This window comes from Pseudomonas sp. M1, from assembly GCF_022760135.1.
Classification (GTDB): Bacteria; Pseudomonadota; Gammaproteobacteria; order Pseudomonadales; family Pseudomonadaceae; genus Pseudomonas; species Pseudomonas citronellolis.
Genome location: NZ_CP094343.1, coordinates 5,225,749 through 5,249,879, shown reverse-complemented (window position 1 = coordinate 5,249,879; position 24,131 = coordinate 5,225,749). Strand labels below are relative to the sequence as shown.

Here is a 24,131-nt window from a genome sequence, read left to right as displayed (position 1 = left end):
TGATGGGTATCGCTTCGCTCAACACCATCCTACGGGTCTCGTGCTTGCCGGAGGGGGTAGGAGCGGACCTTGTCCGCGATAGCCGGAGGTTCCGGCGCGGTTCGCGGATGAGATCCGCCTACGCTGCCCCACCCACGCCATTCCCTGCAGGAGCGCGCCCTGCGCGCGAAATCGCGGACGGAGTCCGCGCCTACGGGCGGGAGAGACGCTGGCGCAGGCCATTACAGTTTTCCCCCGGCGCTGTGCCTGTCGGCCACCCGCGGCGCGCTTCTATACTGCGGGGATTCATTTCCTGGAGCGTCCCGTGCAGCAGTCCCGGCCCTTCGCCCTGGCATGCCTGGTCCTGGCCATGGCGCTGTGGGGCAGTTCCTTCATCGCGCTGAAACTGGCCTTCGCCGAATGGCCGGCGATGTGGGTGATCTTCGCCCGCATGGCCATCGGCAGCCTGATCTTCCTCGCCGCCTGGCGCTGGCGCGGGCGGATGGACTACCGGGCGGGCGACTGGAAGTACCTGGTGGGCCTGGCGGTGTGCGAGCCGTGCCTGTACTTCGTCTGCGAGTCCTTCGCCCTGCAGTACACCAGCGCCGCCCAAGCCGGGATGATCACCGCGCTGCTGCCGTTGCTGGTGGCGGTCGGCGCCTTCCTCCTGCTGCACGAGCGCATCGCCCGCAACACCTGGGCCGGCTTCGCCCTGGCGGTGCTCGGCGCGCTCTGGCTGACCCTCGCCGGCGAGCCCGACCAGCATGCGCCGCAGCCGCTGCTGGGCAACTTCTTCGAACTGCTGGCGATGGTCTGCGCCACCGGCTACACCCTGCTGCTCAAGCACCTGTCGGCGCGCTACTCGCCCTTCATCCTGACCGCCATGCAGGCCTTCATCGGCTCGGTGTTCTTCCTGCCGCTGGCGGCTTTCAGTTCGGGCGTGCCGCCGGCTCCCAGCGGCCAGGGGCTGTTCGCCCTGGTCTACCTGGGCAGCGTGGTCACCGTCGGCGCCTACGGCCTGTACAACTTCGGCGTCAGCCGGCTGCCGGCGAGCCAGGCCACCGGCTTCATCAACCTGATCCCGGTGTTCACCCTGGTGTTCGCCTGGCTGCTGCTGGACGAGCGTCTGAACGGCCAGCAGCTGCTGGCCGCCGGCCTGGTGTTCGCCGGCGTCGCCCTCAGCCAGTGGCGCAGCGCCACGCCCGCGCCAGCCGGCGTGCTCGACTGACCGAACGAGGAACCGCCCCATGTCCATCGACATCCGTGACTGGACCCGCGAAGCCATCCGCATCATCGAGGCGGACTTCCAGCGCAGCGCCGACACCCACCTGATCCCCCTGGAAGCGCCCGGCCTGCCTGGCATCGACCTGTACTTCAAGGACGAATCCAGCCACCCCACCGGCAGCCTCAAGCACCGCCTGGCGCGCTCGCTGTTCCTCTATGCGCTGTGCAACGGCTGGCTGAAGCCGGGGGCGCCGGTGATCGAGGCATCCAGCGGTTCCACGGCGATCTCCGAGGCCTACTTCGCACGCCTGCTGGGGCTGCCCTTCATCGCCGTGGTGCCGGCCAGCACCTCGAAGGAGAAGATCGCCCAGATCGCCTTCTACGGCGGCCGCAGCCACCTGGTGGACGACCCCACGCAGATCTACGCCGAATCCGAGCGCCTGGCCCGCGAGAGCGGCGGGCACTTCATGGACCAGTTCACCTACGCCGAGCGCGCCACCGACTGGCGGGCGAACAACAACATCGCCGAATCGATCTTCCAGCAGCTGCGCCACGAGCGCTTCCCCGAGCCGGCCTGGCTGGTCTCCAGCCCCGGCACCGGCGGCACCCTGGCCACCCTCGGGCGCTTCGCCCGCTACCGCCGGCACCAGACCCGCGTGCTCTGCGCCGACGCCGAGCGCTCGGTGTTCTTCGATGCCTACCGCACCGGCGACCGCAGCCTGACCCTGGACTGCGGCTCGCGCATCGAGGGCATCGGCCGGCCGCGGGTGGAGGCTTCCTTCCTGCCGGCGGTGCTCGACGCCATGGTCAAGGTGCCCGACGCCTGGTCGCTGGCGGCCATGCACTACCTGGCGCAGCGCCTGGGCCGGCGCGTCGGCGGCTCCAGCGGGACCAACCTGGTGGGCGCGCTGCTGGCGGCGCGGAGCATGCTCGCGCGCGGCGAGTCCGGCTCGATCGTGGCGATCCTCTGCGACGGCGGCGAACGCTATGCGACCAGCTACTACGACCCGCTGTGGCTGATCCAGCAGGGCTTCCAGCTGGAGCCGCTGATCGACGCGGTGCGTGCCTGCGTGGAGCAGGGCAGCGCACTGCCGGAGGCGTTGCCGGCGCTGGGCTTGTGACGGGCCGGCTTATTCCTGGTAGGCGGCGCCGGGGTAGGCGCAGCCGCGCATGACCTTGTCGTCCAGGCGCAGCTCGGCGGTGAGGTTGTTCACCGCGCCGCTCATGCTGTTGACGCAGCGCGCCGGGGCCACCCACAGCTCCAGCTTCTCGCCGTTGGCCTCGGTGGAATAGCTGCTGCTGCCGCCGGGCACGCTTTCCACCACGTAGGGCAGCACCTGGTCCGGCTGCCCCGGGCGCTGCAGCAGCAGGCCCTGGGCGTTGACCATCACGCTCCAGCCCGGCTCGTTGCCGCCGGCCTGGACGATGGTCTGCCTGAAGTTGGGGTCGTCGCAGCCGTGGCCCTCGTTCTGCAGGCGGTACAGCGAGCGCACTTCGAACTTGCCGTCGGTGTTGCTGGCCTGGCCGCCGGAATAGGCGCCGCGCGCATCGATGAACAGCTTGCCGGCGCCGTCGGCGAACAGGTCGCGGGACTCGCGGGCCACGGCGCTGTCGGCGCCGTCCACCAGGTTGAAGCGGCGCTGCTCGTTGCACGGCCGCAGCACCAGGCCGCCATCCTCGCGGGTGACCTCGCCCTGTACCCGCGTCGGCGCATCCAGGCGGGTGGGCTCGGGCTTCCACACCTGGCAGGCGGCGAACAGGGGCAGCAGGGCATAGAGGAAGAGGCGGGCTTGACGCATGAGATAGGGCTCCCGGAAAAATGCGCCCACGTTACCGAGCCAGTGGCACCGGCTCAAGGGCTACAGTGGTAGGGACAGTCGCAAAAGGAGGCATCCGATGATTCGCTACAAGCGCGCCTACGAGGCCCCGGCCGCGGAGGACGGCTACCGGGTCCTGGTGGACCGGCTCTGGCCCAGGGGCATCAGCAAGGAAGAACTGCACATGGACGAATGGCTCAAGGACGTGGCGCCGTCCACCGAGCTGCGCCAGCGCTTCCACCACGATCCCGGCCTGTTCGAGGAATTCCGCCGCGCCTACCACGCCGAACTGGCGGCGCATCCGGAGCACTGGTGGAAGCTGCTGGGCATCGCCGGTAAGGGCGACCTGACGCTGCTCTATGGCGCGAAGGATACCGAGCACAACAATGCGCGGGTGTTGGCGGAATTCCTGGAGGACGAGATGGAAAGGGTGGGAGAGGGGAGTTCGCCGGTTTGCTATGCGGGGAAGAAGGAGTGAAGGGGCTTTTCGTAGGAGCGAGCTTGCTCGCGAACGAGGTTACCCGGTGGCTCCGCTGCTATGCCTACCTCCGTACCCTCTCCCCAGCCCTCTCCCTGAAGGGAGAGGGGGCTTGTCCGTGCCGAGAGAGGGTCAGGTTTCAGCCGGTCGCTTTCGGTGTTACCGGCTAACTCCAGAACATCCGTGTCTGCCCAACGGTCCCCTCTCCCTTCAGGGAGAGGGTTAGGGAGAGGGCGCTCTTGAGGATTCGCGAGCAAGAACTAGGCGTCCCCCTCGCTCCTACAAGTAGCAAGTAGCCCCCGCCCCACACTCACCAAACCTTGTAGACCCGCCCCGTCTCCGCCCCCTCCACACTCCGCGCGAACCCCAGCGCCGCATCCGCCGCCGGCACCGGCTTGAAGCCGCGGAAGAACGGCCCGTAGCCCGCCATCGACTCCACCAGCACGTTCGGGCTCACCGCATTGATCCGCTGCCCGCGCGGCAGTTCGATGGCGGCGCTGCGCACGAAACCTTCCACCGCGGCGTTGACCATGGTCGCCGAGCTGCCCTGGCGGATCGGCTCCTCGCTGAGGATGCCGGTGGTCAGGGTGAAGGAGGCGCCGTCGTTGGCGTAGCGGCTGCCGATCAGCACCAGGTTGACCTGGCCCATCAGCTTGTCCTTCAGGCCGACGGCGTACTCGGCTTCGCCCATCTCGGCGAGCGGGGCGAAGTGCACCTTGCCGGTGGCGCTGACCAAGGCGTCGAAGGGGCCCACCTGCTCGAACAGGGCGCGGATCGAGGCGCTGTCGGTGATGTCCACCCGCAGGTCGCCGCTGCTGCGGCCGACGCGGACGATTTCATGGCGCTGGCCCAGTTCGCTGGCCACGGCCTGGCCGAGGGTGCCGCTGGCGCCGACGAGGATGATCTTCATGCTGACTCCGGGAGTGAGTGGGTGACGGAGCCAGTCTAGGGACGTATTTTGTTGAGATAACCGGGGTAATCGGCAACCTGGTGTTTTCATGGGGAAACAATCATGGGCGAACTGGAAGATCTCTCGGCTTTCGCCGTGTTGCTGGAATGCGGCAGCTTCACCCGCGCCGCCGAGCGCCTGGGTTGCAGCAAGGGGCAGTTGTCCAAGCGCATCAGCGCCCTGGAGCAGGCCCTGGGCGTGACCCTGCTGCACCGCACGACGCGAAGCCTGGCGCTGACCGCCGCCGGCCAGGCCCTGCTGCCCGAGGTCCAGGCGCTCAACGCCCAGGCGGCGCGGGCGCGGCAGGCGGTGGCGCGGTTGCAGGAGGAGGCGCGCGGCACGGTGCGCATGAGCGTGCCGGTGTCCCTCGGCGAGACCTTCTTCGACGCCTGGCTGGTGGAGTTCTCCCGCAGCCACCCGGGCATCCGCCTGGAGCTGGACCTGGCCAACGAGCGCCGCGACCTGGTGGCCGAGGGCTTCGACCTGGCGATCCGCTCCGGCGTCGGCGGCGACGAGCGCCTGGTGGCGCATCCGCTGTTCGCCCTGCAGGAGCTGACCTGCGCCACCCCGGCATACCTCGCCGCCCACGGCGAACCGCAGCGGCCGGCGGACCTGGCCGCGCACAATTGCCTGCTCAACACCCACTACCCGGGCCCTGGCCCGTGGCTGTACCAGCGCCAGCACGAGCTGTTCCGCGTGGAGGTTGGCGGGGTGCTGGCGAGCAACCACTACACCCTGCTGAAGAAGGCGGCGCTGGCCGGCGTCGGCATCGCCCGGCTGCCGTCCTACATGCTCCAGGACGAACTGGCCGACGGCCGCCTGCGCTGGCTGCTGCGCGACTACCAGACGCGCAGCACGCCGGTGTTCCTGGTGCACCCCTACCAGGGCGGGCTGCCGCGGCGCACGCAGTTGCTGGTGGACTACCTGCTGGCCTGGTTCGAGCGCGCCCGCCAGCGCCTGCTGCAACTACAGGGCTGAAACCGGCTTCGTTCAGCTTCGTTCAGTGTGGGTTCAGCTGGAGTTCAGGGGGTGTTCAGTGACGAGGGAATAGGCTTTGTCCATTCCCTTAGTGACCGTCCGCGAGGACCTGAGCATGAAAACCCCGACCCTGAAAGCCTCCCGCTCCCTGCTGCTCGCCGCCTTCGTCGGCAGCGCCCTGGTGCTGTCCGGCTGTGCCTCGAACCTGTCCGGCAGCAGCTATTCCCGCGCCGATGCCCGCGCGGTGCAGAGCGTGCGCATGGGCACCATCGAATCCCTGCGCGCGGTGCAGATCGAAGGCACCAGGACGCCGATCGGAACCCTGGCCGGCGCCGCCGTCGGCGGTATCGCCGGCAGCGGCATCGGGGGTGGCCGTGGCGCCGCCATCGCCACCGTCCTCGGCGGCGTCGCCGGTGGGGCCGCCGGCTCGGCGCTGGAAGAGGGCCTGACGCGAACCCAGGGCGTGGAAATCGTGGTCCGCGAGGACGACGGCATGTCCCGCGCCTACGTCCAGGCCGTGGATGCCGGCCAGCGCTTCCGCGTCGGCGACCGCGTCCGCATCATGAGCGTCAACGGCGCCAGCCGCGTGACGCTCTGAGCCGCCGTGCAGGAGGCACAGTCATGAACAAGGCGCTGATCCTGCTGGCGGCATTGCTGCTGGCGCCCGCCGCCTGGGCCGGCGAGGGCGACTCCTGGTACCTGCAGACCAGCGTGCTCACCCGGCACTGGAACCACGACCCGCAACACAACAACCACCAGGACCTGATCGGTGTCGAGCGCAACCGCGACGATGGCTGGGTGTGGGGCGGCGCGACCTTCCGCAATTCGTTCCGCCAGCGCTCCAACTACGTCTACGCCGGCAAGCGTTTCGACCTGGACGACTCGCCGTTCTACTTCAAGGTCACCGGCGGCGCCATCCAGGGCTACCGCGGCGAGTACCGCGACAAGATCCCGCTCAACCGCTACGGCGTGGCGCCGGCCGTCATTCCCTCGGTCGGCGCCCAGGTCGGCCGCTTCGCCAGCGAGTTCGTGGTGCTGGGCAATTCGGCCGGGATGATCAACCTGGGCGTGCACCTGTAGCGGCGTGCCCGCTCAGCCAGCGGTTTCGGCCAGGGCGGCGTCCAGGGTGTCGATCAGCAGGTCGGCGTGTTCCTGCTCGAAGGCCAGCAGCGGGCGGATCTTGAGGATGTTCTCCTGCGGGCCGGCGGCGCTGATCAGCACGCCGCGCTCGCGCATGGCGTTGACCACCCGGCGCGTCTGCGCGGCGGCCGGGGCCTTGCTGGCGCGGTCGGCGACCAGCTCCACGCCGAGGAACATCCCGGCGCCGCGCACATCGCCGATCAGTTCGTGGCGCTGGGCCAGGCGCTGGAAGCCTTCGCGCAGATAATTGCCGAGCCGTTCCGAGCGCTGTTGCAGGCCTTCCTCGCGGATCACGTCGAGCACCGCCTGGCCGGCCGCGCAGCTCACCGGGTTGCCGCCGAAGGTGTTGAAGTAGCGCACGCTGCGGCCGAAGCTTTCCAGCACCTCGGGGCGCGCGACCACGCCGGCGATGGGCTGGCCGTTGCCCATGGGCTTGCCCAGGGTGACCAGGTCCGGCTGCACGCCGTGGCGCTGGAAGCCCCACATGTGCTCGCCGGTGCGGGCGAAGCCGCTCTGCACTTCGTCGGCGATGTAGAGCAGGCCTTCGCTGCGGGCCACGGCCACCGCCTCGGCGAGGACGCCGGTGGGGCCTGCGAACACGCCGTCGCTGGCGAAGATGCCGTCCACCAGCAGCGCGGCGGGCTCGATGCCGTTGGCGCGCAGGTCGGCGATGGCGGCGCGCACGTCCTCGGCGAGCAGGCGGGCGACGTTCTCCGCGCCCAGGCGGTAGGCGTCCGGCGCGCGCACGGTGCGCGCGTGGGCGGGCAGGGTGATGCCGCTGCCCAGCGCCGGCGAGAGTTCGGAAATGTCGCCGGTGACGCCGTGGTAGGCGAAGCGGGTGACGATCACACCGCTGCCGCCGGTGTGGTGGCGGGCGATGCGCAGGGCCAGGTCGTTGGCCTCGCTGCCGGTGCAGGTGAACATCACCTGGCCGAGTTCGGCGGGGAAGGTGGACAGCAGGTCCTCGGCGTAGTCGAGGATGCCTTCCTGCAGGTAGCGCGTATGGGTGTTCAGCACCGCCGCCTGGCGGGCGATGGCCTCGACCACCCGCGGGTGGCAGTGGCCGACCGAGGCGACGTTGTTGTAGGCGTCGAGGTAGCGCCGGCCCTGCTCGTCGTAGAGCCACACGCCCTCGCCGCGCACAGTGTGCAGCGGGCGCTCGTAGAACAGCCGGTAGGCCGGGCCGAGCAGGCGCTCGCGGCGCTCGATCAGGCTGCGTTCCTTGTCGCTCAGGCGCTCGGCGTCGGCTGGGCTGTAGCCATTGGTCATGGTCATGCGGGGGACTCCTCGTGGCAGGCGCGGGCGATGCGTTCGCGCGCCTCGGATCGGGACAGCCCGGCCAGGCCCTGCAGGCTGGCGCGGGCCTGGCGGGCGTTGCGCAGGATGTAGTCGCGGTTCTCCGGGTGCAGGCTGGCGCGCCAGGCGGTGATGCCCAGGGTGAGCACCAGGCGGGTGGCCATGAGGTCGCAGAGGATGTCCTGCTCGGCTTCCTGCAGCGGGTTGCGCGCGTGATAGGCGGCGATGAATTCCAGGGCCGGGGCCAGCACGTCGCCCTCGCTGCCCAACTGGTAGGCGGCGGCCACGCCGAGGTCGTTGACCAGCGGGGCATGGACCATGTCGCCGAAGTCGAGGATGTTGCGCAGCCGCTCGGGGTGCGCGGCGTCGACTATCACGTTGTGCGGGTTGAGGTCGTTGTGGATCACCTGGGCGCGCAGCGTCGGCAGGCGCGGCAGGGCGTGTTCCTCGAAGTTGTTCAGGGCGCGCTCGACCAGGCCGCGCAGCTCGCCGTCGTCGATGTGCCGCAGCAGCGGGCGCAGGCGCTGGGCGTGCTGCAGGTCCCAGAGCAGTTCGTGGCCGGAGGCCGGGTGCTGGTAGCCGTGCAGGGCCAGGTCCAGGCGCGCCAGGGCTTCGCCCAGGTTGCGCCGCAGCGCCGTCGAGCGCTGGGGCACGCGGTGCAGCGGCAGGCCTTCGACGAAGGACATCAGCCGCGCCAGCATGCGCTGGCCGTCCACTTCCACCCAGGTCTGGTACTGGCCGTCGAGGGCCGGGTAGACGCGCTGCACCGGCAGGTCCGGGTCGGCCTGCTGGACGCGCAGCAGGGCGCGGTTGTGGAAGTCCACCACCTGCGGGTCCTCCAGCGGGTGGGACAGCTTGAGCAGGCGGCTGGCGCTATCGTGGGCGCCGATCTGGAAGTTCAGGTCGCGTTCGCCGGCCAGGCGGCGCAGCGGGCCTTCCAGGCCGAAGCAGTCGCGGGCGATGGTCGCGGCCTGGTCCGGCGTGACCTGGGCGGGCGCGGCTTCCAGCAGGGGATCGTGGGCGAGGGCGGTCAGCGGCATGCGCGGTGGCTCCGGTTCTTGTCGTGCTTGTCGTTCTTGTGGGGCTGGCGGCCATTAAAGCATAAAGAAAATATGATGCATCATATTTTATTCGGTGGCCGATTGCGTCATCATCGAACGCACTCCGCAAGCCCGAATGGATGGACACGCACATGAGCGAACCCAGGACCCTGCTGCTCACCGGCGCCAGCCGCGGCATCGGCCACGCCACCGTGAAGCACTTCAACGCCGCCGGCTGGCGCGTGTTCACCGCCTCGCGCCAGGACTGGGTGGCCGAATGCCCCTGGGCCGAGGGGCTGCTCAACCACATCCACCTGGACCTCGAGGACATCGCCAGCGTCGAGGCCGCCCTGCCAGCCATCCGCGAGAAGCTCGGCGGCCGACTGGACGCCCTGGTGAACAACGCCGGCATTTCGCCCAAGGGCCCGGAAGGCCAGCGCATGGGCGTGCTGGAGAGCGACTACGGCACCTGGCTGAAGGTGTTCAACGTCAACCTGTTCTCCACCGCGCTGCTGGCCCGCGGGCTGTTCGAGGAGCTGAAGGCGGCCCAGGGCAGCATCATCAACGTCACTTCCATCGCCGGCTCGCGGGTGCACCCTTTCGCCGGCGTCGCCTATGCCTCGTCCAAGGCCGCGCTGGCGGCGCTGACCCGCGAGATGGCCTACGACTTCGGCCGCCACGGCGTGCGGGTGAACGCCATCGCGCCGGGGGAAATCGACACCTCGATCCTGTCGTCGGGCACCGAACTGATCGTCGAGCGCGACATCCCCATGCACCGCCTGGGCAAGCCGGAGGAGGTGGCCTCGCTGATCCACTTCCTGTGCACCCAGGGGGCTTCGTACGTGAACGGCGCGGAAATCCACGTCAACGGTGGCCAGCACGTCTGAGCGGGTGGCTGGCAATTCGCCGGCGACCGCCGCATCATCGCGCCCGGAATAGCACGAGGAGCCCATGAACTATCCCATCGACGGCCTCAACCACGCCTACCTGGGCAGCGGCGTCTACGCGTTGCTGCGCGAGGCGCTGATCACCGGACGCTTCCAGCCCGACGACCGCCTGCGCATCCGCGACCTGGCGCAGCAACTGGGCACCAGCGTGACGCCGGTGCGCGACGCCATCCTGCAACTGGCCAAGGAGCAGGCGCTGGTGCTGCGCACGCCAAGGGACATCCGCGTGCCGGTGCTGAGCCGCGAGCAGTACCTGGAAATCCGCAGCATCCGCGTGGCCCTGGAGGGCCTGGCCGCCGAGACCGCGGCCAGCCGCGTCACGCCCGCGCAACTGGCGATGCTGGAGAAGAACATCCGCGACAACCTCGCGGCCATCCACGCCGACGACCTGGTGGCGGCGCTCAAGCTCAACCAGGCCTTCCACTTCGCCCTCGCCGAGATCGCCGGCATGCCGCTGCTCAAGGGCTTCCTCGACAGCCTGTGGATGCGCACCGGGCCGCTGATCGCGCGGACCTACGGCAGCTTCAACGAACGCATGGCGGTGGAGCACCACTGGGAAGTGCTGCACGCGCTGCGCAAAGGCGATGGCGCCGCGGCGCGAGCGGCCATCTGCGCCGACCTCACCGATGGCAGTCAGAAGATGCTGGAGTTCCTCGCCCAGCGCGAAGAGGACGAGGCGCGGGCGGCGGGGTGAATTCCCCATGGGAATGGCGTGGGTGGGGCGGCGTAGGAGCGGATCTCATCCGCGAATCGCGCCGAAGGTTCCGGTTATCGCGGACAAGGTCCGCTCCTACGACCGTGCATTCCTGCGGCTATCTGCCATGTCATGCCGATGTAGGAGCGCGAACGGTGTCTACCGGTGGCAGCTGTGTTTCGGATTGACTCCGCTCCCTCTCCCCAACCCTCTCCCGCAAGCGGGAGAGGGGGCTGTCCGTGCGGCCGGGGAGGGAGGTTTCATCCTGCCGTTTTCGCAGGTCTGCAGAGGGCGCAGTCGTAGGATGGGTTGAGCGAAGCGATACCCATCGCCATGCATGACCGAGCGCCGGCCTTTTCGGTCATGCCATTCCAATGTAGGAGCGCGCCCTGCGCGCGATTCGCAGGCAGGGCCTGCTTCTACGCTACAGGCGTGCACGGCTTTTCGTAGGAGCGAGCTTGCTCGCGAACAGATTCCGCAGCGGCACCTAAGGCGATGGGGCCGCAGTCCAGTCCTCCAGGCGCAGCCCCGGTACCCGCTCGAACTCGCGCAGGTTGTTGCTGACCAGGATCAGCCCGCGGGAACGGGCGTGCCCGGCGATCATCTGGTCGTAGGGGCCGATGGGTTTGCCGATTCGCGCCAGTTCGGCGCGCAGTTGCCCGGTGTGGGCCGCCGCGTTGCCGTCGTAGTCGAGCACTTCCAGGCGGGCGGCGAAGCCTTCCACGATGCCCAGGTTGTGTTCCGGCATGGAGGACTTCTCGGCACCGTATATCAGTTCCATCAGCGTCACCGAACTGATCGCCAACTGCCCATGGTGCTGGTTGAAGGCCTCGCGAACGACTTGCGGCTTGTTCTTGATGGTGAAGATGCAGATGTTGGTATCGAGCATGAACTTCAGCATCAGAACCCCTCGCGTTCCTGTTCCGCCGGTTGCTCGCGCTCGCTCATGAAGTCGGCGCTGACGTTCTCGCCGTCGAACCAGCTGTCCCAGCTCTCCCCGGCCGGGGTGAGGATGCGGGTTCGGCCGATGGCCACGACGTCTACGCGCTTCACGTCTTCAGGCAGCGCGACGGCCTTGGGCAGGCGCACGGCCTGGCTGCGGTTGCTCTGGAATACGGCGCCTTGTTCCATGCTCGGCCTCCGGGATGGGGAAAGGGGAGGATTCATGGTAAGGATAGCGCGGGATATGTCAATGGGATATACATTGCTGGAGAGCCAAAGAAAAACGGCCCCGAAGGGCCGTTTTCTCTTGCCGCAAGAGGCTCAACCCCCCAGGTAGGCGTCGCGCACCTTGGGGTTGACCAGCAGGTTGGCGCCGGTGTCCTGCATCACGATGTGGCCGTTCTCCAGCACGTAGCCGCGGTCGGCGAGTTTCAGCGCCTGGTTGGCGTTCTGTTCGACGAGGAAGACGGTCACGCCTTCGCTGCGCAGCTGTTCGATGATGTCGAAGATCTGCTGGATGATGATCGGCGCCAGGCCCAGGGACGGTTCGTCGAGCAGCAGCAGCTTGGGCTTGCTCATCAGCGCGCGGCCGATGGCGAGCATCTGCTGCTCGCCGCCGGACATGGTGCCGCCGCGCTGGCTGAAGCGTTCCTTCAGGCGCGGGAACAGGCCCAGGACGCGGTCCATCTGCTCCTGGTAGTCGCCCTTGCTGGTGAAGAAGCCGCCCATGGCCAGGTTTTCCTCGACGGTCAGGCGGGCGAACACCCGGCGGCCTTCGGGGACCACCGCGATGCTCTTGCGCATGATGTGCGAGGACTCCTGGCCGACCAGTTCCTCGCCGAGGTACTTGATGCTGCCGGAGGCCGCCCGCGGCGAGCCGCAGAGGGTCATCAGCAGGGTCGACTTGCCGGCGCCGTTGGCGCCGATCAGGGTGACGATCTCGCCCTGCTGCACTTCCAGGCTGACCTCGTGCAGGGCCTGGATCTTGCCGTAGAAGGTGGAGACCTTGTCGAACTTCAGCATGGCTCAGGCCTCCCCCAGATAGGCTTTGATCACGTCCGGGTTGTCGCGGATCTGCTCCGGGGTACCGTCGGCCAGGGGCGTGCCCTGGTTGATCACGTAGATGTGGTCGGAAATGCTCATCACCAGCTTCATGTCGTGCTCGATCAGCAGCACGGTCACGCCGTGCTCGGCGCGCAGCATGGCGATCAGCGCCTTGAGGTCCTCGGTCTCGCGCGGGTTGAGGCCGGCGGCCGGCTCGTCGAGCATGAGGATCTGCGGGCGCGTCATCATGCAGCGGGCGATCTCCAGGCGGCGCTGCTGGCCGTAGGCCAGGGTGCCGGCCGGGCGGTTGGCGACATCCTTGAGGTTGACCACTTCCAGCCAGTGCGCCGCGTAGTCCAGCGCCTCGGCCTCGGCGCGGCGGAACCCGGGGGTCTTCAGCAGGCCGGCGAAGAAGTTGGTGTTGATGTGCCGGTGCTGGGCCACCAGCAGGTTCTCCACCGCAGTCATTTCCTTGAACAGGCGGACGTTCTGGAAGGTACGCACCACGCCGCGGTGGGCGATCTTGTGGCCCGGCAGGCCCTGGATCGGCTCGCCGCGCAGCAGGATCTGCCCGCCGGTGGGCTGGTAGAAGCCGGTCAGGCAGTTGAACACGGTGGTCTTGCCGGCGCCGTTCGGGCCGATCATCGAGACCACCTGCTTTTCCTCGACCTTGAGCGCGACGCCGTTGACGGCCAGCAGGCCGCCGAAGCGCATGGTCAGGCCGGATACTTCAAGAATCGGTCGACTCATTTACGCAACTCCAGGTGCGGGCGCTGCATCGGCAGCAGGCCCTGCGGACGCCAGATCATCATCAGCACCATGATGGCGCCGAACATCAACATGCGGTATTCGCTGAACTCGCGCATCAGCTCGGGCAGCAGGATCATCACCACGGCGGCGAGGATCACGCCCAGCTGCGAGCCCATGCCGCCGAGGACGACGATGGCGAGGATGGTGGCCGACTCGATGAAGGTGAACGACTCCGGGGTCACCAGGCCCTGGCGCGCGGCGAAGAAGCTGCCGGCGAAGCCGGCGAAGCAGGCGCCGAGGGTGAAGGCGGAGAGCTTGATGATGGTCGGGTTCAGGCCCAGCGCGCGGCAGGCGATCTCGTCTTCGCGCAGCGCTTCCCAGGCGCGGCCCAGGGGCATGCGCAGCAGGCGGTTGATGACGAACAGCACCAGCAGCACCAGCAGCAGCGCCACCAGGTAGAGGAACACGACCTTGTAGTTGGAGTTGTAGGCGATGCCGAAGAACTCGTGGAAGGTCTGCATGCCCTCGGGGGCGCGGCGCTCGAAGGTAAGGCCGAGCAGGGTGGGCTTCTCGATGCTGCTGATGCCGTTGGGGCCGCCGGTCAGGCCGGTGAGGTTGCGCAGCAGCACGCGGATGATCTCGCCGAAGCCCAGGGTCACGATCGCCAGGTAGTCGCCGCGCAGGCGCAGCACCGGGAAACCGAGCAGGAAGCCGAACAGCGCGGCCATCGCCCCGGCGATCGGCAGGCAGGTCCAGAAGCCCAGGCCGTAGTAGTGCGAGAGCAGCGCGTAGCTGTAGGCGCCCACGGCGTAGAAGCCGACGTAGCCCAGGTCGAGCAGGCCGGCCAGGCCCACCACGATGTTCAGGCCCAGGCCCAGCAGCACGTAGATCAGCACCAGGGTGGCGATGTCCACCGCCCCGCGCGAACCCCAGAAGGGCCAGGCCAGGGCGACCAGGATCATCACGATGATCACCTTGCGCTGCACCGAAGGCTGCGTCAGCGAGCGGTACAGGAAGTTGTTCTCGCCCATGTGCAGGGTACGGCCACGGCTGAAACTGAAGCGGTCGCGCACCAGTTGCCAGACGAACATGCCCACGGCGCACGCGGCGATGGTCCACAGGGTGCTGGGGCTGACGCCTTCCAGCTGCAGGCCGATGCCGATGACGCTGAGTTTCAGGCCGAGGATCGGGTAGGCCACCGCCAGCACCAGCAGGGCGCTGAAGAAAGCCGTCTTGAGTCGCTTGTTCATACCTTCTCCACCTCCGGACGACCGAGCAGACCGGTGGGGCGGAACAGCAGCACCAGGACCAGCAGGCTGAAGGCCACCACGTCCTTGTACTGGTCGCCGAACACGTCGGCGCCGAAGGCTTCGGCGACGCCCAGCACCAGGCCGCCGAGCATGGCGCCCGGGATGCTGCCGATGCCACCGAGCACCGCGGCGGTGAAGGCCTTGATGCCGGCGAGGAAGCCGATGTTCGGGTTGATCACGCCGTACTGCAAGCCCAGCAGCACCGCGGCCACGGCGGCCAGGGTGGCGCCGATGACGAAGGTCAGGGCGATGATGTTGTTGGTGTTGATCCCCAGCAGGTTGGCCATCTTGATGTCCTCGGCGCAGGCGCGGCAGGCGCGGCCCAGGCGGGAACGGGAGATGAACAGGCTGAGGCCGTACATGGCCAGCAGGGTGACGATGAAGATCAGCACCTGCATGTACGAGACGGTCACCCCGTAGGTGGGATCGCCGAAGACGAAGTTCCCCGGCAGCAGGTTGGGGATGGCCTTGTCCTTGGAGTCCTGGGCGAGCAGGACCTCGTTCTGCAGGAAGATCGACATGCCGATGGCCGAGATCAGCGGGATCAGCCGGTTGCTGCCGCGCAGCGGGCGGTAGGCGATCCGTTCGATGCTGTAGCCATAGGCGCTGGTGACGATGATGGCGGCGGCGAAGGTGCAGAAGATGACGATCGGCAGGCTGACGATCCCCATCATGGCCAGGCCGGTGATCACGATGAAGGCTACGTACGAGCCGATCATGTAGACCTCGCCATGGGCGAAGTTGATCATGCCGATGATGCCGTAGACCATGGTGTAGCCGATGGCGATCAGGGCATAGGTGCTGCCAACGGTAAGGCCGTTGACCAGCTGTTGCAGGTAGTGATAGAGCTCAGGCATCACCTAACTCCTCGGGCGTCGCGTGAAGCGGCGCTTGTGGCGCGACGGACCCCCGGAATACGCGGAATAAACAAAGCCCACTGCGGGCGCAGTGGGCTCTGGACCTCAGGCGGCAGACCTTATTTGACTTCGGTCTTGGTGCCGTCCTTGTGCCACTGGTAGACCACGAAGTTGAAGTTCTTCAGGTCGCCCTTCTCGTCGAAGGCCAGGGCGCCGGTGGGCGTGTCGAAGGTGTTGCTGCGCAGGGCGGCGGCGACCTTTTCGGTGTCCTCGCTGCCGGCTTTCTTGATGCCGTCGGCGATGACCTGCACGGCGGCGTAGGCCGGGAACACGAACGGGCCGCTCGGGTCCTGGTTCTTGGCCTTGAAGGCGGCGACCAGGGCCTGGTTCTTCGGATCCTGGTCGAAGGACTTCGGCAGGGTCACGTACAGGCCTTCGGAAGCGGGGCCGGCGATGGCGGAGATTTCCTTGTTGCCGACGCCTTCCGGGCCCATGAAGCCGACTTTCAGGCCTTTCTCGGAAGTCTGGCGCAGCAGCAGGCCCAGTTCCGGGTGGTAGCCGCCGTAGTAGACGAAGTCGACCTTGGCCTGCTTGAGCTTGGCGATCAGCGAGGAGAAGTCCTTGTCGCCGGCGTTGATGCCTTCGAACAGGGCGACTTTCACGCCGGCGTCTTCCAGGGTCTTCTTGACCGCGGTGGCGATGCCTTCGCCGTACTGCTGCTTGTCGTGGATGACCGCGACGATCTTCGGCTTGACGTGCTCGGCGATGAACTTGCCGGCGGTCGGGCCCTGCATGTTGTCCAGGCCGATGGTGCGGAAGATCAGCTTGTAGCCGCGGCTGGTGATGTCCGGGCTGGTGGAGGCCGGGGAGATCATCAGGACGCCTTCGTCCTCGTAGATGTCCGAGGCCGGCTGAGTGGAGCTGGAGCACAGGTGGCCGACGACGAACTTGACGCCGTCGTTGACGATCTTGTTGGCGACCGCCACGGCCTGCTTCGGATCGCAGGCGTCATCGTAGACCACGCCTTCGAGCTGCTTGCCGTCGACGCCGCCGGCCTTGTTGATCTGTTCGATGGCCATCTTGGCGCCGACGAACTCCATCTCCCCGTACTGGGCGACCGCACCGGTCACCGGACCGGCCAGGGCGATCTTGATGGTATCGGCGGCCATCGAATAGCTGGCGACGCCGGCCAGGGCCATGGCGGTCAACAGTTTGGAAAGACGTTGGGTACCCTTTTTCATAATGCTCCACTCTTTCTTGTGTTTTCGTTCTTGTGGTTCGTGGCCGCGGTTCGACGGGCTTTGCGCCCGGGGGAAGCCGCCGGCAACTGTACCGGTACAGTGTAGAGTGCCGCTTCGCCGCTTGAAAAGCCGCTGGCGGCGGGGCGTTTCGCCCCATGTCGCAAAGACGAAACAAACGTATAGAAAAACGGCGTTGTGCCAGTAGCCCTCCTTTGGTCACATCCACCCCCGCGCAACTCCCGGGAAACTTGCCTGGCGACGACCGGGCGGTATCATGGCGCCGCCTGATTTCCCGGTGAGTACCATGACTGAACAAACTAGCACCCTCTATGCCAAGCTGCTCGGCGAGACCGCGATGATTTCCTGGCAGGAGCTGCAGCCGTTCTTCGCCCGCGGCGCCCTGCTGCAGGTGGGCGGGGCCGTCGATCTGGTGGAGGCCGCGCAGGCCGTGGCCGAGGACGACCGCCAGAAGGTCGCCGCCTGGCTGGCCAGCGGCGACCTGGCGCGGGTCGACGAGGCCCGCGCCCGCGACTTCCTGGAGCGCGACCCGCAGCTGTGGGCGGTGGTGGTGGCGCCCTGGGTGTTGGTTCAGGAGCGTGCGGAAAAAAACACGCTGCATTGACCCGGGGCGGCTTGCGTTGCCCGCAGGCGAGCTAGACTTGCGTGACCACTGCAAGGAGTCACGTCATGTTCGAGCCTGGTCACCTGCATCTCCACGCCCTGCCGGGCCTTGACCAGCAGGCGCTGGATATCAACCTGTACTACGAGATTCGCCACGACGCCGAGAAGGGCGCCTACGTCCACTTCACCATGGACGGCAGCATCGACGGCAATGCCTTCAAGGAAGAGTTCGACATGCCCAAGGACCAGGCCTTCAACTTCGCCAGCGATGCCACCCGCATTGCGCAGAAGCATGGCCTGCACCCGCGCTTCGGGCCGATCGTGCGTATCCACAAGGAATACGATGCGATGTTCGAGGACATCCGCGTCAAGCTGGGGACCCAACCGGGCGACCCGGTGGACCTGGACAAGGTGCTCCATGGCGGCGAGTGAGCCGCGATACGAAGAAGCCCGGCATGTGCCGGGCTTTTTCATGGGCGCGAAACCGCTGGGCTGCCACCGGTAACCGCGGACGGCGTCTCCCGCAAGGCGCAGGAGAAACACCGTCGTAGGATGGTGTTGAGCGAAGCGATACCCATCGTCACGGCAGCATGGGTTTCGCAGGTGTTCTGCCGGGAGACATGGGTAGCGGTTTCCAATGGGCACTCCGGCTGCAATATGAACCCTCCAATCGGCGGATAACGCTTCGCGTTATTCGCCCTATGCGCTGATTTCGTAACTGATAACGGACCTTTCCGAAACGATTCGAGGATCCCGGCGATATTTTCCAATCAACGGCAGGGGCAGCCTGGGTGGCCATCAAAGCTACTCGGAGTGCATCGGCGTGCCCGTTTACTGCACATTCAGACTAAATGGCCAACTGTTCAGTGATTTGGATTGTGGCGGGGTGGGGCGATTTCCGGCCTTTTCCGGAGATGGCACGACCCGCAACGATCCGAGATTCGTCTCCAGAGTGGACGAAGGACCTCTACCTCGAGGGCGTTACTACATATTCGATCGCCAGTCCGGCGGACGTCTCGGCTGGCTTTACAACAGCGCAACCCGCGTATTCGGCACCGGTCGCGAGCGCTGGTTTTCGTTGTACAGGGATGATGGAGTGATTGATGACTGGACGTATGTTCAGAGCGTCCAACGAGGAAATTTCAGATTGCATCCGATTGGCCCAGGCGCGCTTAGCAAGGGCTGTGTGGTGTTGCAATACCCAGTTCAGTTCGATTGGCTCTCGGCGGCTTTGAAATGTACTTTGCCAATGGTGCTTGCCGATGGAAGTCGTGCCTACGGTGTGCTGCAGGTAAGATGAAAAAGATAATTCTCGTTCTTTTGTATATCGCCGCTACTGCAGGCCTTATCTATTTATTTCTCCCCTTCGTAGGACGTTTTTTGTATAGCCCACTACCCGTCAAGGTATTGGATTGGGCAAGCAATGCCATGGGCCTGTATGGCATGGAAAACTTCATGGATTTCGTGGCCACCGTTGCCTTGGTGGTATCCCTGCTTCTGGCCCTGTTCGCCATGCGATACGTAAAGCGCATCGCCCGCTTGTCGTTCCTGCTCTGGAAATACCGCTCCCGCTAGCCGCCCTCAGGCGCTGACCCACCGCTGCCGCGCCCAGGCGCTGAGGCTGTCGACGCCCAGCACCAGCACCAGCATGGCGAGGATCACCGTGGCCGCCTGGGCCTGCTGGAACAGGCTGAGGCTGAAGTAGAGCATCTGCCCCAGGCCGCCGGCGCCGACGAAACCGAGCACGCTGGCCATGCGGATGTTGTTCTCCCAGCGGTAGAGGATGTAGGCCACCAGTTGCGGCCAGACCGCCGGCAGGGTGCCGTAGGCGAAGGCCGCGACCCGCCCGCTGCCGCCCAGGCGCAGGGCCTCGGCGGGTTCGGCCGGGGTGTTTTCCAGGGCCTCGGCGAACAGCCGGCCGAGCACGCCGCCGGTGTGCAGCGCCAGGGCCAGGGTGCCGGCGTTGGGCCCAAGGCCCGCGGCCAGCACCATGAGCGCGCCCCATACCAGTTCCGGCACCGCGCGCAGGGCGTTGAGGACGAAGCGCGCCAGGCTCTGCGCGGCGGCGCCGAAGCGGCCGGCGGCCGGTAGCGCGAAGAGCATCCCCAACACGGCCGCGAGCAGCGTGCCCAGGGCCGACATGGCCAGGGTTTCCAGGGCGCCGCGGGCCACCGCGCTCAGGTGCGTGGCGGACAGGTCCGGCGGGAAGAAGTCGCCGGCGTAGCCGAGCATCTGCCGCAGGCCTTCGCTGCTAAGCAGGCCGTCGCTGTCGACTTGCAGGTAGACGAAGGACGCTACCACCGCGAGCAGGATCGCCAGGCTCCAGCCGATGGCGCGCAAGAGTCCGGCGCGGGCGCGGTTCATTCCAGCCTCCGGCGCAGGAAGCGGCTCAGCTGGTCGGCGCCCAGCACCAGCAGCAGGAAGGTCAGCAGGATGCTCGCCACCTCGCCGCCGGCGAACATGCGCAGCGACAGGTCGACCTGCTGGCCGAGCCCGCCGGCGCCGACGAAGCCCATGACCACCGAGGCGCGGATGGCGCACTCCCAGCGGTACACGGTGTAGGAGATCATCTCGCTCGCCGCCTGGGGCAGCAGGCCGTAGGCGAAGGCGCCCAGGCGCGAGCCGCCGCCCAGCAGCAGCGCGCGGGTGGGGCGCGGGTCCACCGATTCGAAGATTTCCGCGTAGACCTTGCCGAGCATGCCGCCGTAGGTGATGGCGATGGCCATGACGCCGGCGGTGGGGCCCAGGCCGACGGCGCGGACGAACAGCAGCGCCCAGACGATCTCCGGGATGCTGCGCAGCACGATCAGCAGCAGCCGCACCGGCCAGCGCAGGGCCTGCGCCCACCAGGCCGGCAGGCCGCCGCGGGGCAGGGCGGACAGCGACAGCGCGCGGGTGGCCAGCAGTGCGGCGGGGAAGGCGATCAGCCAGGCCAGGGCCATGCCGGCGGTGGCGATGGCCAGGGTCTCCAGGGTGGCGCGGCCGAGGATGGCGAGGAATTCGGCGTCGTGGGCCAGCGGCCAGAAGCCGGCGAGGAAGCCGGCCATGGTGCGCGCGTTGTCGCCAGTGAACAGGCCGGGAATGTCCAGCTCGCTCAGGCGCAGGCCGGGCCACAGCAACAGCAGCGCCAGGGCGGTCAGCAGCAGCCGCGGCAGGGCGGCGGGGTCGCGGGGTTTCAGCATCGCGGGATCTGCACCACGTGCAGGGGCTCGACCGGCGCCGGGGCATCCAGGCTCAGTTGCTCGTTGGCGTAGAGCTGCTGCAGGTCGTCCGGGCTGACGCTGGCGGCCGGCTTGTCGAAGACGATGCGGCCGTCGCGGATGCCGACGATGCGCGGGAAGTGCGCCAGGGCCAGGTCCACCGCGTGCAGGCTGGCCAGCAGCGTCAGGCCACGGTTGGCGGCCTCGCGGGTGAGCAGGTCGAGGGTGTGCCCGGCGAGCACCGGGTCCATCGCCGAGACCGGCTCGTCGGCCAGCAGCAGCTGCGGCTGCTGGTACAGCGCACGGGCGATGCCGACGCGCTGCAGCTGGCCGCCGGAAAGCTGGTCGCAGCGCTGGAACAGCTTGTCGGCCAGGTCCAGGCTGCGCAGGGCCTCGCGGGCGCCGTCGATGTCCAGCGGGTAGAGCAGGCTGGCCAGGCTCTTCCACAGCGGCCACTGGCCGAGGCGCCCGGCCAGCACGGCGTTGACCACCCGCTGGCGCGGCGGCAGCGGCGGCGCCTGGTGGATCAGGCCGATGCGCGCGCGCAGGCGCTGGCGGGCCCGGGCGCCCAGGCGCCAGGGCTGGCTGCCGAGCAGTTCGATCTCGCCGTGGCTGGGCTTCAGCGCGGTGGCCAGCACGCGCAGCAGGGTGGTCTTGCCGGCGCCCGAGGGGCCGATGATCGCCACCCGCTCGCCGGCCTCGACGCTCAGGTCGATGCCGGCGAGGGCGCGCTGGCCGTTGGCGTGCTGGTGCTCCACGCCGGTCAGGCGCAGGCTCACTTCAACAGGCCGGCGGCGCGGGCCGACTCCTCGATGCCCTTGTAGTTCTCGGGCTTGGTCTCGATGAAGCGGCTGGCCGCCTGCAGGTCGAGGATGGCCTTGTCGCGCGGCTTGCTCGGGTCGAGGTCGAGGAAGGCCTGCTTGATCTTCTCGGCCAGGGCCGGGTCGAGGTTGCCGCGCACCGTCCAGTTATAGTCGTAGTAGGTCGGGGTGGTGGCGAAGACCTTCACTTTATTGGTGTCGACCTTGCCGGCGTCCACCAGCTTCTGCCACACCGAGGCGTTGAGCACGCCGGCGTCCACCTTGCCGGCCTGGACCCAGGCCACGGTGGCGTCGTGGGCGCCGGAGTAGGCCACGCGGGAGAAGAACTGCTCGGGGACGATGCCGTCCTTCTGCATGAAGTAGCGCGGCATCAGGCTGCCGGAGGTGGAGGATACCGAGCCGAAGGCGAAGGTCTTGCCCTTGAGGTCCTGCAGCGACTTCACGTTGGCATCGGCAGTGATGAATTTGCTGGTGAACTGCTGGTCCTGCTCGCGCTGCACCAGGGGGATGGCGTTGCCGGTCTTCAGCCGCGCCTGGACGAAGGTGAAGCCGCCCAGCCAGGCCATGTCCAGGCGGTCGGCGGCCAGGGCCTCGACCACGCCGGCGTAGTCGGACACCGGGATGAACTTCACCGGCATGCCCAGGCGTTCCTGCAGGTATTCGCCCAGCGGCTTGAACTTGCGCAGCAGCTCGGTGGGGGCTTCGTCGGGGATCGCCGAGACCTTCAGTTCCTTCAGGGTTTCGGCCTGGGTGAAGTTGGCGGAAAGGGACAGCGCAAAGCAGGCGGCGAGCGCCAGGGTGCGTTTCAGCATGGGAGCAGTCTCCGGTTCAATAGCGGAAAAAGCCTGGGAAGTATAGTGGCGGTCTGCCGGTGCGCGTGGAAATGACCACGGCGGCGGGCTCGCAGGCTCGGCGAAGGCGGCGGTGGGCGGCTAAGATGGCCGTCCCCGTGCCCGCTATTTTGCCCGACAGGAGCCATCCATGTCTGCCTTGCCCTCCATCGCCTTCGCCGGCCTCGGCCTGATGGGCGTGCCCATGAGCCGCCGCCTGCTGGCCGCCGGCTACCCGTTGACCGTGTGGAACCGCTCCGCCGCCAAGCGCGAGCTGCTGGCCGGGGAGGGCGCCCGCGTCGCGCAGAGCCCCGCGCAGCTGTGCGCGGATGCCGAGATCGTCATGCTCTGCCTGGCCGACACCGCCGCCGTGCGCGAGGTGGTGTTCGGCCCCGGCGGCATCGTCGAAGGGGCGAAACCGGGGCAGTTGCTGGTGGACTTCTCCAGCCTGGAACCGGCCGCCACCCGCGAGATGGCCGCCGAACTCGAATCCCGCAGCGGCATGCGCTGGGTCGATGCGCCGGTCTCCGGCGGCACCCCGGGCGCCGAGGCCGGCAGCCTGGCGATAATGGCCGGCGGCCGGGTGGAGGACATCGAGCGCGTCCGCCCCGTTCTCGCCCACCTCGGCCAGCGCCTGACGCGCATGGGCGAGGTCGGCGCCGGCCAGGTGACCAAGGTGTGCAACCAGATGATCGTCGCCTGCAACGCCCTGGTGATCGCCGAAGTGGTGGCCCTGGCGGAGAGCGCCGGGGTCGACGCCAGCCTGATCGCCCCGGCCCTGGCCGGCGGTTTCGCCGACTCCAAGCCCTTGCAGATCCTCGCCCCGCAGATGGCCGAGAGCCGCTTCGAGCCGATCAAGTGGCACGTGCGCACTTTGCTCAAGGACCTGGACACCGCGGTGAAGCTGGCCCGCGAGCAGGGCTCGGCCACGCCCATGAGCGGCCTGGCCGCGCAACTGATGCGCCTGCACGGCAGCCAGGGCCACCTGGCGCACGACCCGGCCACCCTGGTCGAGCAGTACCGCCAACCCCGCGATTGAGGAAAGCCGCCATGCCGATCTGCGCCAACCTGTCCCTGTTGTTCACCGAGCTGCCGTTGCTGGAACGCGTGCGCGCCGCCGCCGAGGCCGGTTTCGCCGGGGTGGAGATCCAGTTTCCCTACGAGGTGCCGGCCGCGGCATTGCAGGCCGAGCTGCAGCGCAGTGGCATGCCGCTGGTGCTGTTCAACCTGCCGGCCGGCGACCTAATGCAGGGCGGCGCCGGACTGGCCGCGGTGCCGGGGCGCGAGGCGCAGTTCGCCGCCGGGCTGCGCCAGGCCCTGGAGTACGCCGAGGTGCTGCGGCCGCAGAAGATCAACGTGCTGGCCGGGCGTCTGGCCGAGGGCGTCGAACGCGAGCAGGCGCTGGCGCTGCTGGCCGAACACCTGCGGCAGACCGCCGAGGCCTTCGCCGGGCGCGGCATTGCGGTGCTGATGGAGGCGATCAACCTGCACGACATGCCCGGCTTCCTGCTCAACACCCCGCAGCATCTGCTGGACATGCTGGCGCGCGTCGGCCACCCGAACCTGGCGGCGCAGCTGGACTTCTACCACATGGCGCGCATGGACCTGGACCTGGCGGATTGCGTGCGCCAGCTGCAAGGGCATATCGGCCACGTGCAGTTCGCCGACGCCCCCGGGCGCGGCGAGCCGGGCAGCGGCGAACTGGACTTCGAACCGCCGCTGGCGGCCCTGCGGGCCCAGGGCTACGCCGGCTGGCTGGGCGCCGAATACCGCCCGGTTGGCGCCACCAGCGCTGGCCTGGGCTGGTTGCCGGCTTGGCGGGAACGTCTGAAATCGGCCTGAGCCGACAAACGTTGTATCGATTCAGTGGCGAATTTGACACTTTTTTGACTAACTGATCAGTAGATTCGGCGCGCCCGCCGTGACGGTGGGCGATGCCGTTCTTCCGCTGCGCCCAGTCAAGGAGTGCCTCG

29 protein-coding genes are annotated in these 24,131 nt (G+C 67.9%); 14 read left to right on the top strand and 15 right to left on the bottom strand.

Annotation, left to right across the window (positions count from 1 at the left end; translation table 11 throughout):
* Positions 1-304: 304 nt before the first annotated feature.
* A complete protein-coding gene (locus tag PM1_RS23080) occupies positions 305-1,207 on the top strand; it encodes a DMT family transporter (protein WP_009620657.1) in 903 nt (300 codons plus the stop codon).
* Between the two features lie 19 nt (positions 1,208-1,226).
* Positions 1,227-2,324: a PLP-dependent cysteine synthase family protein gene (locus PM1_RS23075; RefSeq protein WP_009620656.1), complete on the top strand. Its 1,098-nt coding sequence runs from the start codon at positions 1,227-1,229 to the stop codon at positions 2,322-2,324.
* A 9-nt stretch (positions 2,325-2,333) separates the two neighbouring features.
* Here the strand turns inward: PM1_RS23075 and PM1_RS23070 are convergent, their stop codons facing one another.
* Complete coding sequence (locus tag PM1_RS23070; protein WP_009620655.1) at positions 2,334-3,002, bottom strand: COG3650 family protein; 669 nt, start codon at positions 3,000-3,002, stop codon at positions 2,334-2,336.
* A 97-nt stretch (positions 3,003-3,099) separates the two neighbouring features.
* Between PM1_RS23070 and PM1_RS23065 the strand changes: the two genes are divergently transcribed.
* Positions 3,100-3,498 (top strand): DUF488 domain-containing protein, encoded by a 399-nt coding sequence (locus PM1_RS23065; protein WP_009620653.1) that lies wholly within the window; start codon positions 3,100-3,102, stop codon positions 3,496-3,498.
* A 310-nt stretch (positions 3,499-3,808) separates the two neighbouring features.
* On the opposite strand, the gene PM1_RS23060 is transcribed toward PM1_RS23065, so the two are convergent.
* A complete protein-coding gene (locus tag PM1_RS23060) occupies positions 3,809-4,408 on the bottom strand; it encodes a short chain dehydrogenase (RefSeq protein WP_009620651.1) in 600 nt (199 codons plus the stop codon).
* Positions 4,409-4,510: 102 nt separating this feature from the next.
* Between PM1_RS23060 and PM1_RS23055 the strand changes: the two genes are divergently transcribed.
* The 3 genes from PM1_RS23055 to PM1_RS23045 all read left to right on the top strand — a co-directional run bounded on the left by PM1_RS23055 (position 4,511) and on the right by PM1_RS23045 (position 6,505).
* Positions 4,511-5,425, top strand: coding sequence for a LysR family transcriptional regulator (locus PM1_RS23055; RefSeq protein ID WP_009620649.1), 915 nt, complete (start codon positions 4,511-4,513; stop codon positions 5,423-5,425).
* Positions 5,426-5,540: 115 nt separating this feature from the next.
* Positions 5,541-6,023: a glycine zipper 2TM domain-containing protein gene (locus tag PM1_RS23050; RefSeq protein WP_009620647.1), complete on the top strand. Its 483-nt coding sequence runs from the start codon at positions 5,541-5,543 to the stop codon at positions 6,021-6,023.
* A 23-nt stretch (positions 6,024-6,046) separates the two neighbouring features.
* Positions 6,047-6,505, top strand: a complete 459-nt coding sequence (locus PM1_RS23045) for a hypothetical protein (protein WP_009620645.1) — start codon at positions 6,047-6,049, stop codon at positions 6,503-6,505.
* Positions 6,506-6,517: 12 nt separating this feature from the next.
* Here PM1_RS23045 and PM1_RS23040 read toward each other — a convergent pair whose 3' ends face one another.
* Entirely contained in the window at positions 6,518-7,840 is a 1,323-nt protein-coding gene (locus PM1_RS23040; protein WP_009620644.1) for an aspartate aminotransferase family protein, read from the bottom strand.
* Complete coding sequence (locus PM1_RS23035; RefSeq protein WP_009620643.1) at positions 7,837-8,901, bottom strand: phosphotransferase; 1,065 nt, start codon at positions 8,899-8,901, stop codon at positions 7,837-7,839. The genes PM1_RS23040 and PM1_RS23035 overlap by 4 nt, the downstream gene beginning before the upstream one ends.
* Positions 8,902-9,053: 152 nt before the next feature.
* Between PM1_RS23035 and PM1_RS23030 the strand changes: the two genes are divergently transcribed.
* Together PM1_RS23030 and PM1_RS23025 are read left to right on the top strand one after the other, a co-directional pair.
* Positions 9,054-9,788 (top strand): SDR family NAD(P)-dependent oxidoreductase, encoded by a 735-nt coding sequence (locus PM1_RS23030; protein ID WP_009620642.1) that lies wholly within the window; start codon positions 9,054-9,056, stop codon positions 9,786-9,788.
* 64 nt (positions 9,789-9,852) lie between these two features.
* Positions 9,853-10,542, top strand: a complete 690-nt coding sequence (locus PM1_RS23025) for a GntR family transcriptional regulator (RefSeq protein ID WP_009620641.1) — start codon at positions 9,853-9,855, stop codon at positions 10,540-10,542.
* A 487-nt stretch (positions 10,543-11,029) separates the two neighbouring features.
* On the opposite strand, the gene vapC is transcribed toward PM1_RS23025, so the two are convergent.
* From vapC to PM1_RS22990, 7 genes are all read right to left on the bottom strand, one after another.
* The gene (gene vapC / locus PM1_RS23020) at positions 11,030-11,443 is read right to left on the bottom strand and encodes a type II toxin-antitoxin system tRNA(fMet)-specific endonuclease VapC (protein ID WP_009620640.1); all 414 of its coding nucleotides are present in this window, start codon (positions 11,441-11,443) and stop codon (positions 11,030-11,032) included.
* Complete coding sequence (gene vapB, locus PM1_RS23015; protein ID WP_009620639.1) at positions 11,443-11,673, bottom strand: type II toxin-antitoxin system VapB family antitoxin; 231 nt, start codon at positions 11,671-11,673, stop codon at positions 11,443-11,445. The genes vapC and vapB overlap by 1 nt, the downstream gene beginning before the upstream one ends.
* Before the next feature lie 132 nt (positions 11,674-11,805).
* Positions 11,806-12,507, bottom strand: a complete 702-nt coding sequence (locus PM1_RS23010) for an ATP-binding cassette domain-containing protein (RefSeq protein WP_009620638.1) — start codon at positions 12,505-12,507, stop codon at positions 11,806-11,808.
* A gap of 3 nt (positions 12,508-12,510) precedes the next feature.
* The gene (gene livG / locus PM1_RS23005; RefSeq protein WP_009620637.1) at positions 12,511-13,278 is read right to left on the bottom strand and encodes a high-affinity branched-chain amino acid ABC transporter ATP-binding protein LivG; all 768 of its coding nucleotides are present in this window, start codon (positions 13,276-13,278) and stop codon (positions 12,511-12,513) included.
* The gene (locus PM1_RS23000; protein WP_009620636.1) at positions 13,275-14,528 is read right to left on the bottom strand and encodes a high-affinity branched-chain amino acid ABC transporter permease LivM; all 1,254 of its coding nucleotides are present in this window, start codon (positions 14,526-14,528) and stop codon (positions 13,275-13,277) included. Before PM1_RS23000 ends, livG begins: the two co-directional genes overlap by 4 nt.
* Positions 14,525-15,445 (bottom strand): high-affinity branched-chain amino acid ABC transporter permease LivH, encoded by a 921-nt coding sequence (gene livH, locus PM1_RS22995; protein ID WP_009620635.1) that lies wholly within the window; start codon positions 15,443-15,445, stop codon positions 14,525-14,527. The genes PM1_RS23000 and livH overlap by 4 nt, the downstream gene beginning before the upstream one ends.
* A 119-nt stretch (positions 15,446-15,564) precedes the next feature.
* A complete protein-coding gene (locus tag PM1_RS22990) occupies positions 15,565-16,686 on the bottom strand; it encodes a branched-chain amino acid ABC transporter substrate-binding protein (RefSeq protein ID WP_009620634.1) in 1,122 nt (373 codons plus the stop codon).
* Positions 16,687-16,990: 304 nt separating this feature from the next.
* Here PM1_RS22990 and PM1_RS22985 point away from each other — a divergent pair, with 304 nt between their 5' ends.
* The 4 genes from PM1_RS22985 to PM1_RS22975 all read left to right on the top strand — a co-directional run bounded on the left by PM1_RS22985 (position 16,991) and on the right by PM1_RS22975 (position 18,882).
* Positions 16,991-17,308, top strand: coding sequence for a DUF2288 domain-containing protein (locus tag PM1_RS22985; protein ID WP_024128220.1), 318 nt, complete (start codon positions 16,991-16,993; stop codon positions 17,306-17,308).
* A 65-nt stretch (positions 17,309-17,373) separates the two neighbouring features.
* Positions 17,374-17,739 (top strand): DUF5064 family protein, encoded by a 366-nt coding sequence (locus PM1_RS22980; protein WP_009620632.1) that lies wholly within the window; start codon positions 17,374-17,376, stop codon positions 17,737-17,739.
* 391 nt (positions 17,740-18,130) lie between these two features.
* Positions 18,131-18,607 (top strand): DUF2778 domain-containing protein, encoded by a 477-nt coding sequence (locus PM1_RS31420; protein WP_084229644.1) that lies wholly within the window; start codon positions 18,131-18,133, stop codon positions 18,605-18,607.
* A complete protein-coding gene (locus PM1_RS22975; protein ID WP_024128221.1) occupies positions 18,604-18,882 on the top strand; it encodes a hypothetical protein in 279 nt (92 codons plus the stop codon). Before PM1_RS31420 ends, PM1_RS22975 begins: the two co-directional genes overlap by 4 nt.
* A gap of 6 nt (positions 18,883-18,888) precedes the next feature.
* Here the strand turns inward: PM1_RS22975 and phnE are convergent, their stop codons facing one another.
* From phnE to PM1_RS22955, 4 genes are read right to left on the bottom strand one after another with little or no spacing between them, the layout of a single operon-like run.
* Positions 18,889-19,671 (bottom strand): phosphonate ABC transporter, permease protein PhnE, encoded by a 783-nt coding sequence (gene phnE / locus PM1_RS22970; RefSeq protein ID WP_009620630.1) that lies wholly within the window; start codon positions 19,669-19,671, stop codon positions 18,889-18,891.
* Entirely contained in the window at positions 19,668-20,489 is an 822-nt protein-coding gene (locus PM1_RS22965; protein ID WP_009620629.1) for a PhnE/PtxC family ABC transporter permease, read from the bottom strand. The genes phnE and PM1_RS22965 overlap by 4 nt, the downstream gene beginning before the upstream one ends.
* Positions 20,483-21,286, bottom strand: coding sequence for a phosphonate ABC transporter ATP-binding protein (locus tag PM1_RS22960; RefSeq protein WP_009620628.1), 804 nt, complete (start codon positions 21,284-21,286; stop codon positions 20,483-20,485). The genes PM1_RS22965 and PM1_RS22960 overlap by 7 nt, the downstream gene beginning before the upstream one ends.
* On the bottom strand, positions 21,283-22,140 hold the full coding sequence (locus PM1_RS22955; RefSeq protein WP_009620627.1) for a putative selenate ABC transporter substrate-binding protein: 858 nt from the start codon (positions 22,138-22,140) through the stop codon (positions 21,283-21,285). Before PM1_RS22955 ends, PM1_RS22960 begins: the two co-directional genes overlap by 4 nt.
* 169 nt (positions 22,141-22,309) lie before the next feature.
* Between PM1_RS22955 and PM1_RS22950 the strand changes: the two genes are divergently transcribed.
* Both PM1_RS22950 and PM1_RS22945 read left to right on the top strand, forming a co-directional pair.
* Positions 22,310-23,197: an NAD(P)-dependent oxidoreductase gene (locus PM1_RS22950; RefSeq protein ID WP_009620625.1), complete on the top strand. Its 888-nt coding sequence runs from the start codon at positions 22,310-22,312 to the stop codon at positions 23,195-23,197.
* An 11-nt stretch (positions 23,198-23,208) separates the two neighbouring features.
* On the top strand, positions 23,209-24,000 hold the full coding sequence (locus tag PM1_RS22945) for a hydroxypyruvate isomerase family protein (RefSeq protein WP_009620623.1): 792 nt from the start codon (positions 23,209-23,211) through the stop codon (positions 23,998-24,000).
* The last annotated feature ends 131 nt before the right edge of the window (positions 24,001-24,131 follow it).

What these genes read in the sequence shown, in the direction of transcription:
- PM1_RS23075 (WP_009620656.1), top strand. Translation starts at nt 1,227, where the DNA reads ATGTCCATCGACATCCGTGACTGGACCCGCGAAGCCATCCGCATCATC.
- PM1_RS23070 (WP_009620655.1), bottom strand. Translation starts at nt 3,002, where the DNA reads ATGCGTCAAGCCCGCCTCTTCCTCTATGCCCTGCTGCCCCTGTTCGCC.
- PM1_RS23065 (WP_009620653.1), top strand. Translation starts at nt 3,100, where the DNA reads ATGATTCGCTACAAGCGCGCCTACGAGGCCCCGGCCGCGGAGGACGGC.
- PM1_RS23060 (WP_009620651.1), bottom strand. Translation starts at nt 4,408, where the DNA reads ATGAAGATCATCCTCGTCGGCGCCAGCGGCACCCTCGGCCAGGCCGTG.
- PM1_RS23055 (WP_009620649.1), top strand. Translation starts at nt 4,511, where the DNA reads ATGGGCGAACTGGAAGATCTCTCGGCTTTCGCCGTGTTGCTGGAATGC.
- PM1_RS23050 (WP_009620647.1), top strand. Translation starts at nt 5,541, where the DNA reads ATGAAAACCCCGACCCTGAAAGCCTCCCGCTCCCTGCTGCTCGCCGCC.
- PM1_RS23045 (WP_009620645.1), top strand. Translation starts at nt 6,047, where the DNA reads ATGAACAAGGCGCTGATCCTGCTGGCGGCATTGCTGCTGGCGCCCGCC.
- PM1_RS23040 (WP_009620644.1), bottom strand. Translation starts at nt 7,840, where the DNA reads ATGACCATGACCAATGGCTACAGCCCAGCCGACGCCGAGCGCCTGAGC.
- PM1_RS23035 (WP_009620643.1), bottom strand. Translation starts at nt 8,901, where the DNA reads ATGCCGCTGACCGCCCTCGCCCACGATCCCCTGCTGGAAGCCGCGCCC.
- PM1_RS23030 (WP_009620642.1), top strand. Translation starts at nt 9,054, where the DNA reads ATGAGCGAACCCAGGACCCTGCTGCTCACCGGCGCCAGCCGCGGCATC.
- PM1_RS23025 (WP_009620641.1), top strand. Translation starts at nt 9,853, where the DNA reads ATGAACTATCCCATCGACGGCCTCAACCACGCCTACCTGGGCAGCGGC.
- vapC (WP_009620640.1), bottom strand. Translation starts at nt 11,443, where the DNA reads ATGCTGAAGTTCATGCTCGATACCAACATCTGCATCTTCACCATCAAG.
- vapB (WP_009620639.1), bottom strand. Translation starts at nt 11,673, where the DNA reads ATGGAACAAGGCGCCGTATTCCAGAGCAACCGCAGCCAGGCCGTGCGC.
- PM1_RS23010 (WP_009620638.1), bottom strand. Translation starts at nt 12,507, where the DNA reads ATGCTGAAGTTCGACAAGGTCTCCACCTTCTACGGCAAGATCCAGGCC.
- livG (WP_009620637.1), bottom strand. Translation starts at nt 13,278, where the DNA reads ATGAGTCGACCGATTCTTGAAGTATCCGGCCTGACCATGCGCTTCGGC.
- PM1_RS23000 (WP_009620636.1), bottom strand. Translation starts at nt 14,528, where the DNA reads ATGAACAAGCGACTCAAGACGGCTTTCTTCAGCGCCCTGCTGGTGCTG.
- livH (WP_009620635.1), bottom strand. Translation starts at nt 15,445, where the DNA reads ATGCCTGAGCTCTATCACTACCTGCAACAGCTGGTCAACGGCCTTACC.
- PM1_RS22990 (WP_009620634.1), bottom strand. Translation starts at nt 16,686, where the DNA reads ATGAAAAAGGGTACCCAACGTCTTTCCAAACTGTTGACCGCCATGGCC.
- PM1_RS22985 (WP_024128220.1), top strand. Translation starts at nt 16,991, where the DNA reads ATGACTGAACAAACTAGCACCCTCTATGCCAAGCTGCTCGGCGAGACC.
- PM1_RS22980 (WP_009620632.1), top strand. Translation starts at nt 17,374, where the DNA reads ATGTTCGAGCCTGGTCACCTGCATCTCCACGCCCTGCCGGGCCTTGAC.
- PM1_RS22975 (WP_024128221.1), top strand. Translation starts at nt 18,604, where the DNA reads ATGAAAAAGATAATTCTCGTTCTTTTGTATATCGCCGCTACTGCAGGC.
- phnE (WP_009620630.1), bottom strand. Translation starts at nt 19,671, where the DNA reads ATGAACCGCGCCCGCGCCGGACTCTTGCGCGCCATCGGCTGGAGCCTG.
- PM1_RS22965 (WP_009620629.1), bottom strand. Translation starts at nt 20,489, where the DNA reads ATGCTGAAACCCCGCGACCCCGCCGCCCTGCCGCGGCTGCTGCTGACC.
- PM1_RS22955 (WP_009620627.1), bottom strand. Translation starts at nt 22,140, where the DNA reads ATGCTGAAACGCACCCTGGCGCTCGCCGCCTGCTTTGCGCTGTCCCTT.
- PM1_RS22950 (WP_009620625.1), top strand. Translation starts at nt 22,310, where the DNA reads ATGTCTGCCTTGCCCTCCATCGCCTTCGCCGGCCTCGGCCTGATGGGC.
- PM1_RS22945 (WP_009620623.1), top strand. Translation starts at nt 23,209, where the DNA reads ATGCCGATCTGCGCCAACCTGTCCCTGTTGTTCACCGAGCTGCCGTTG.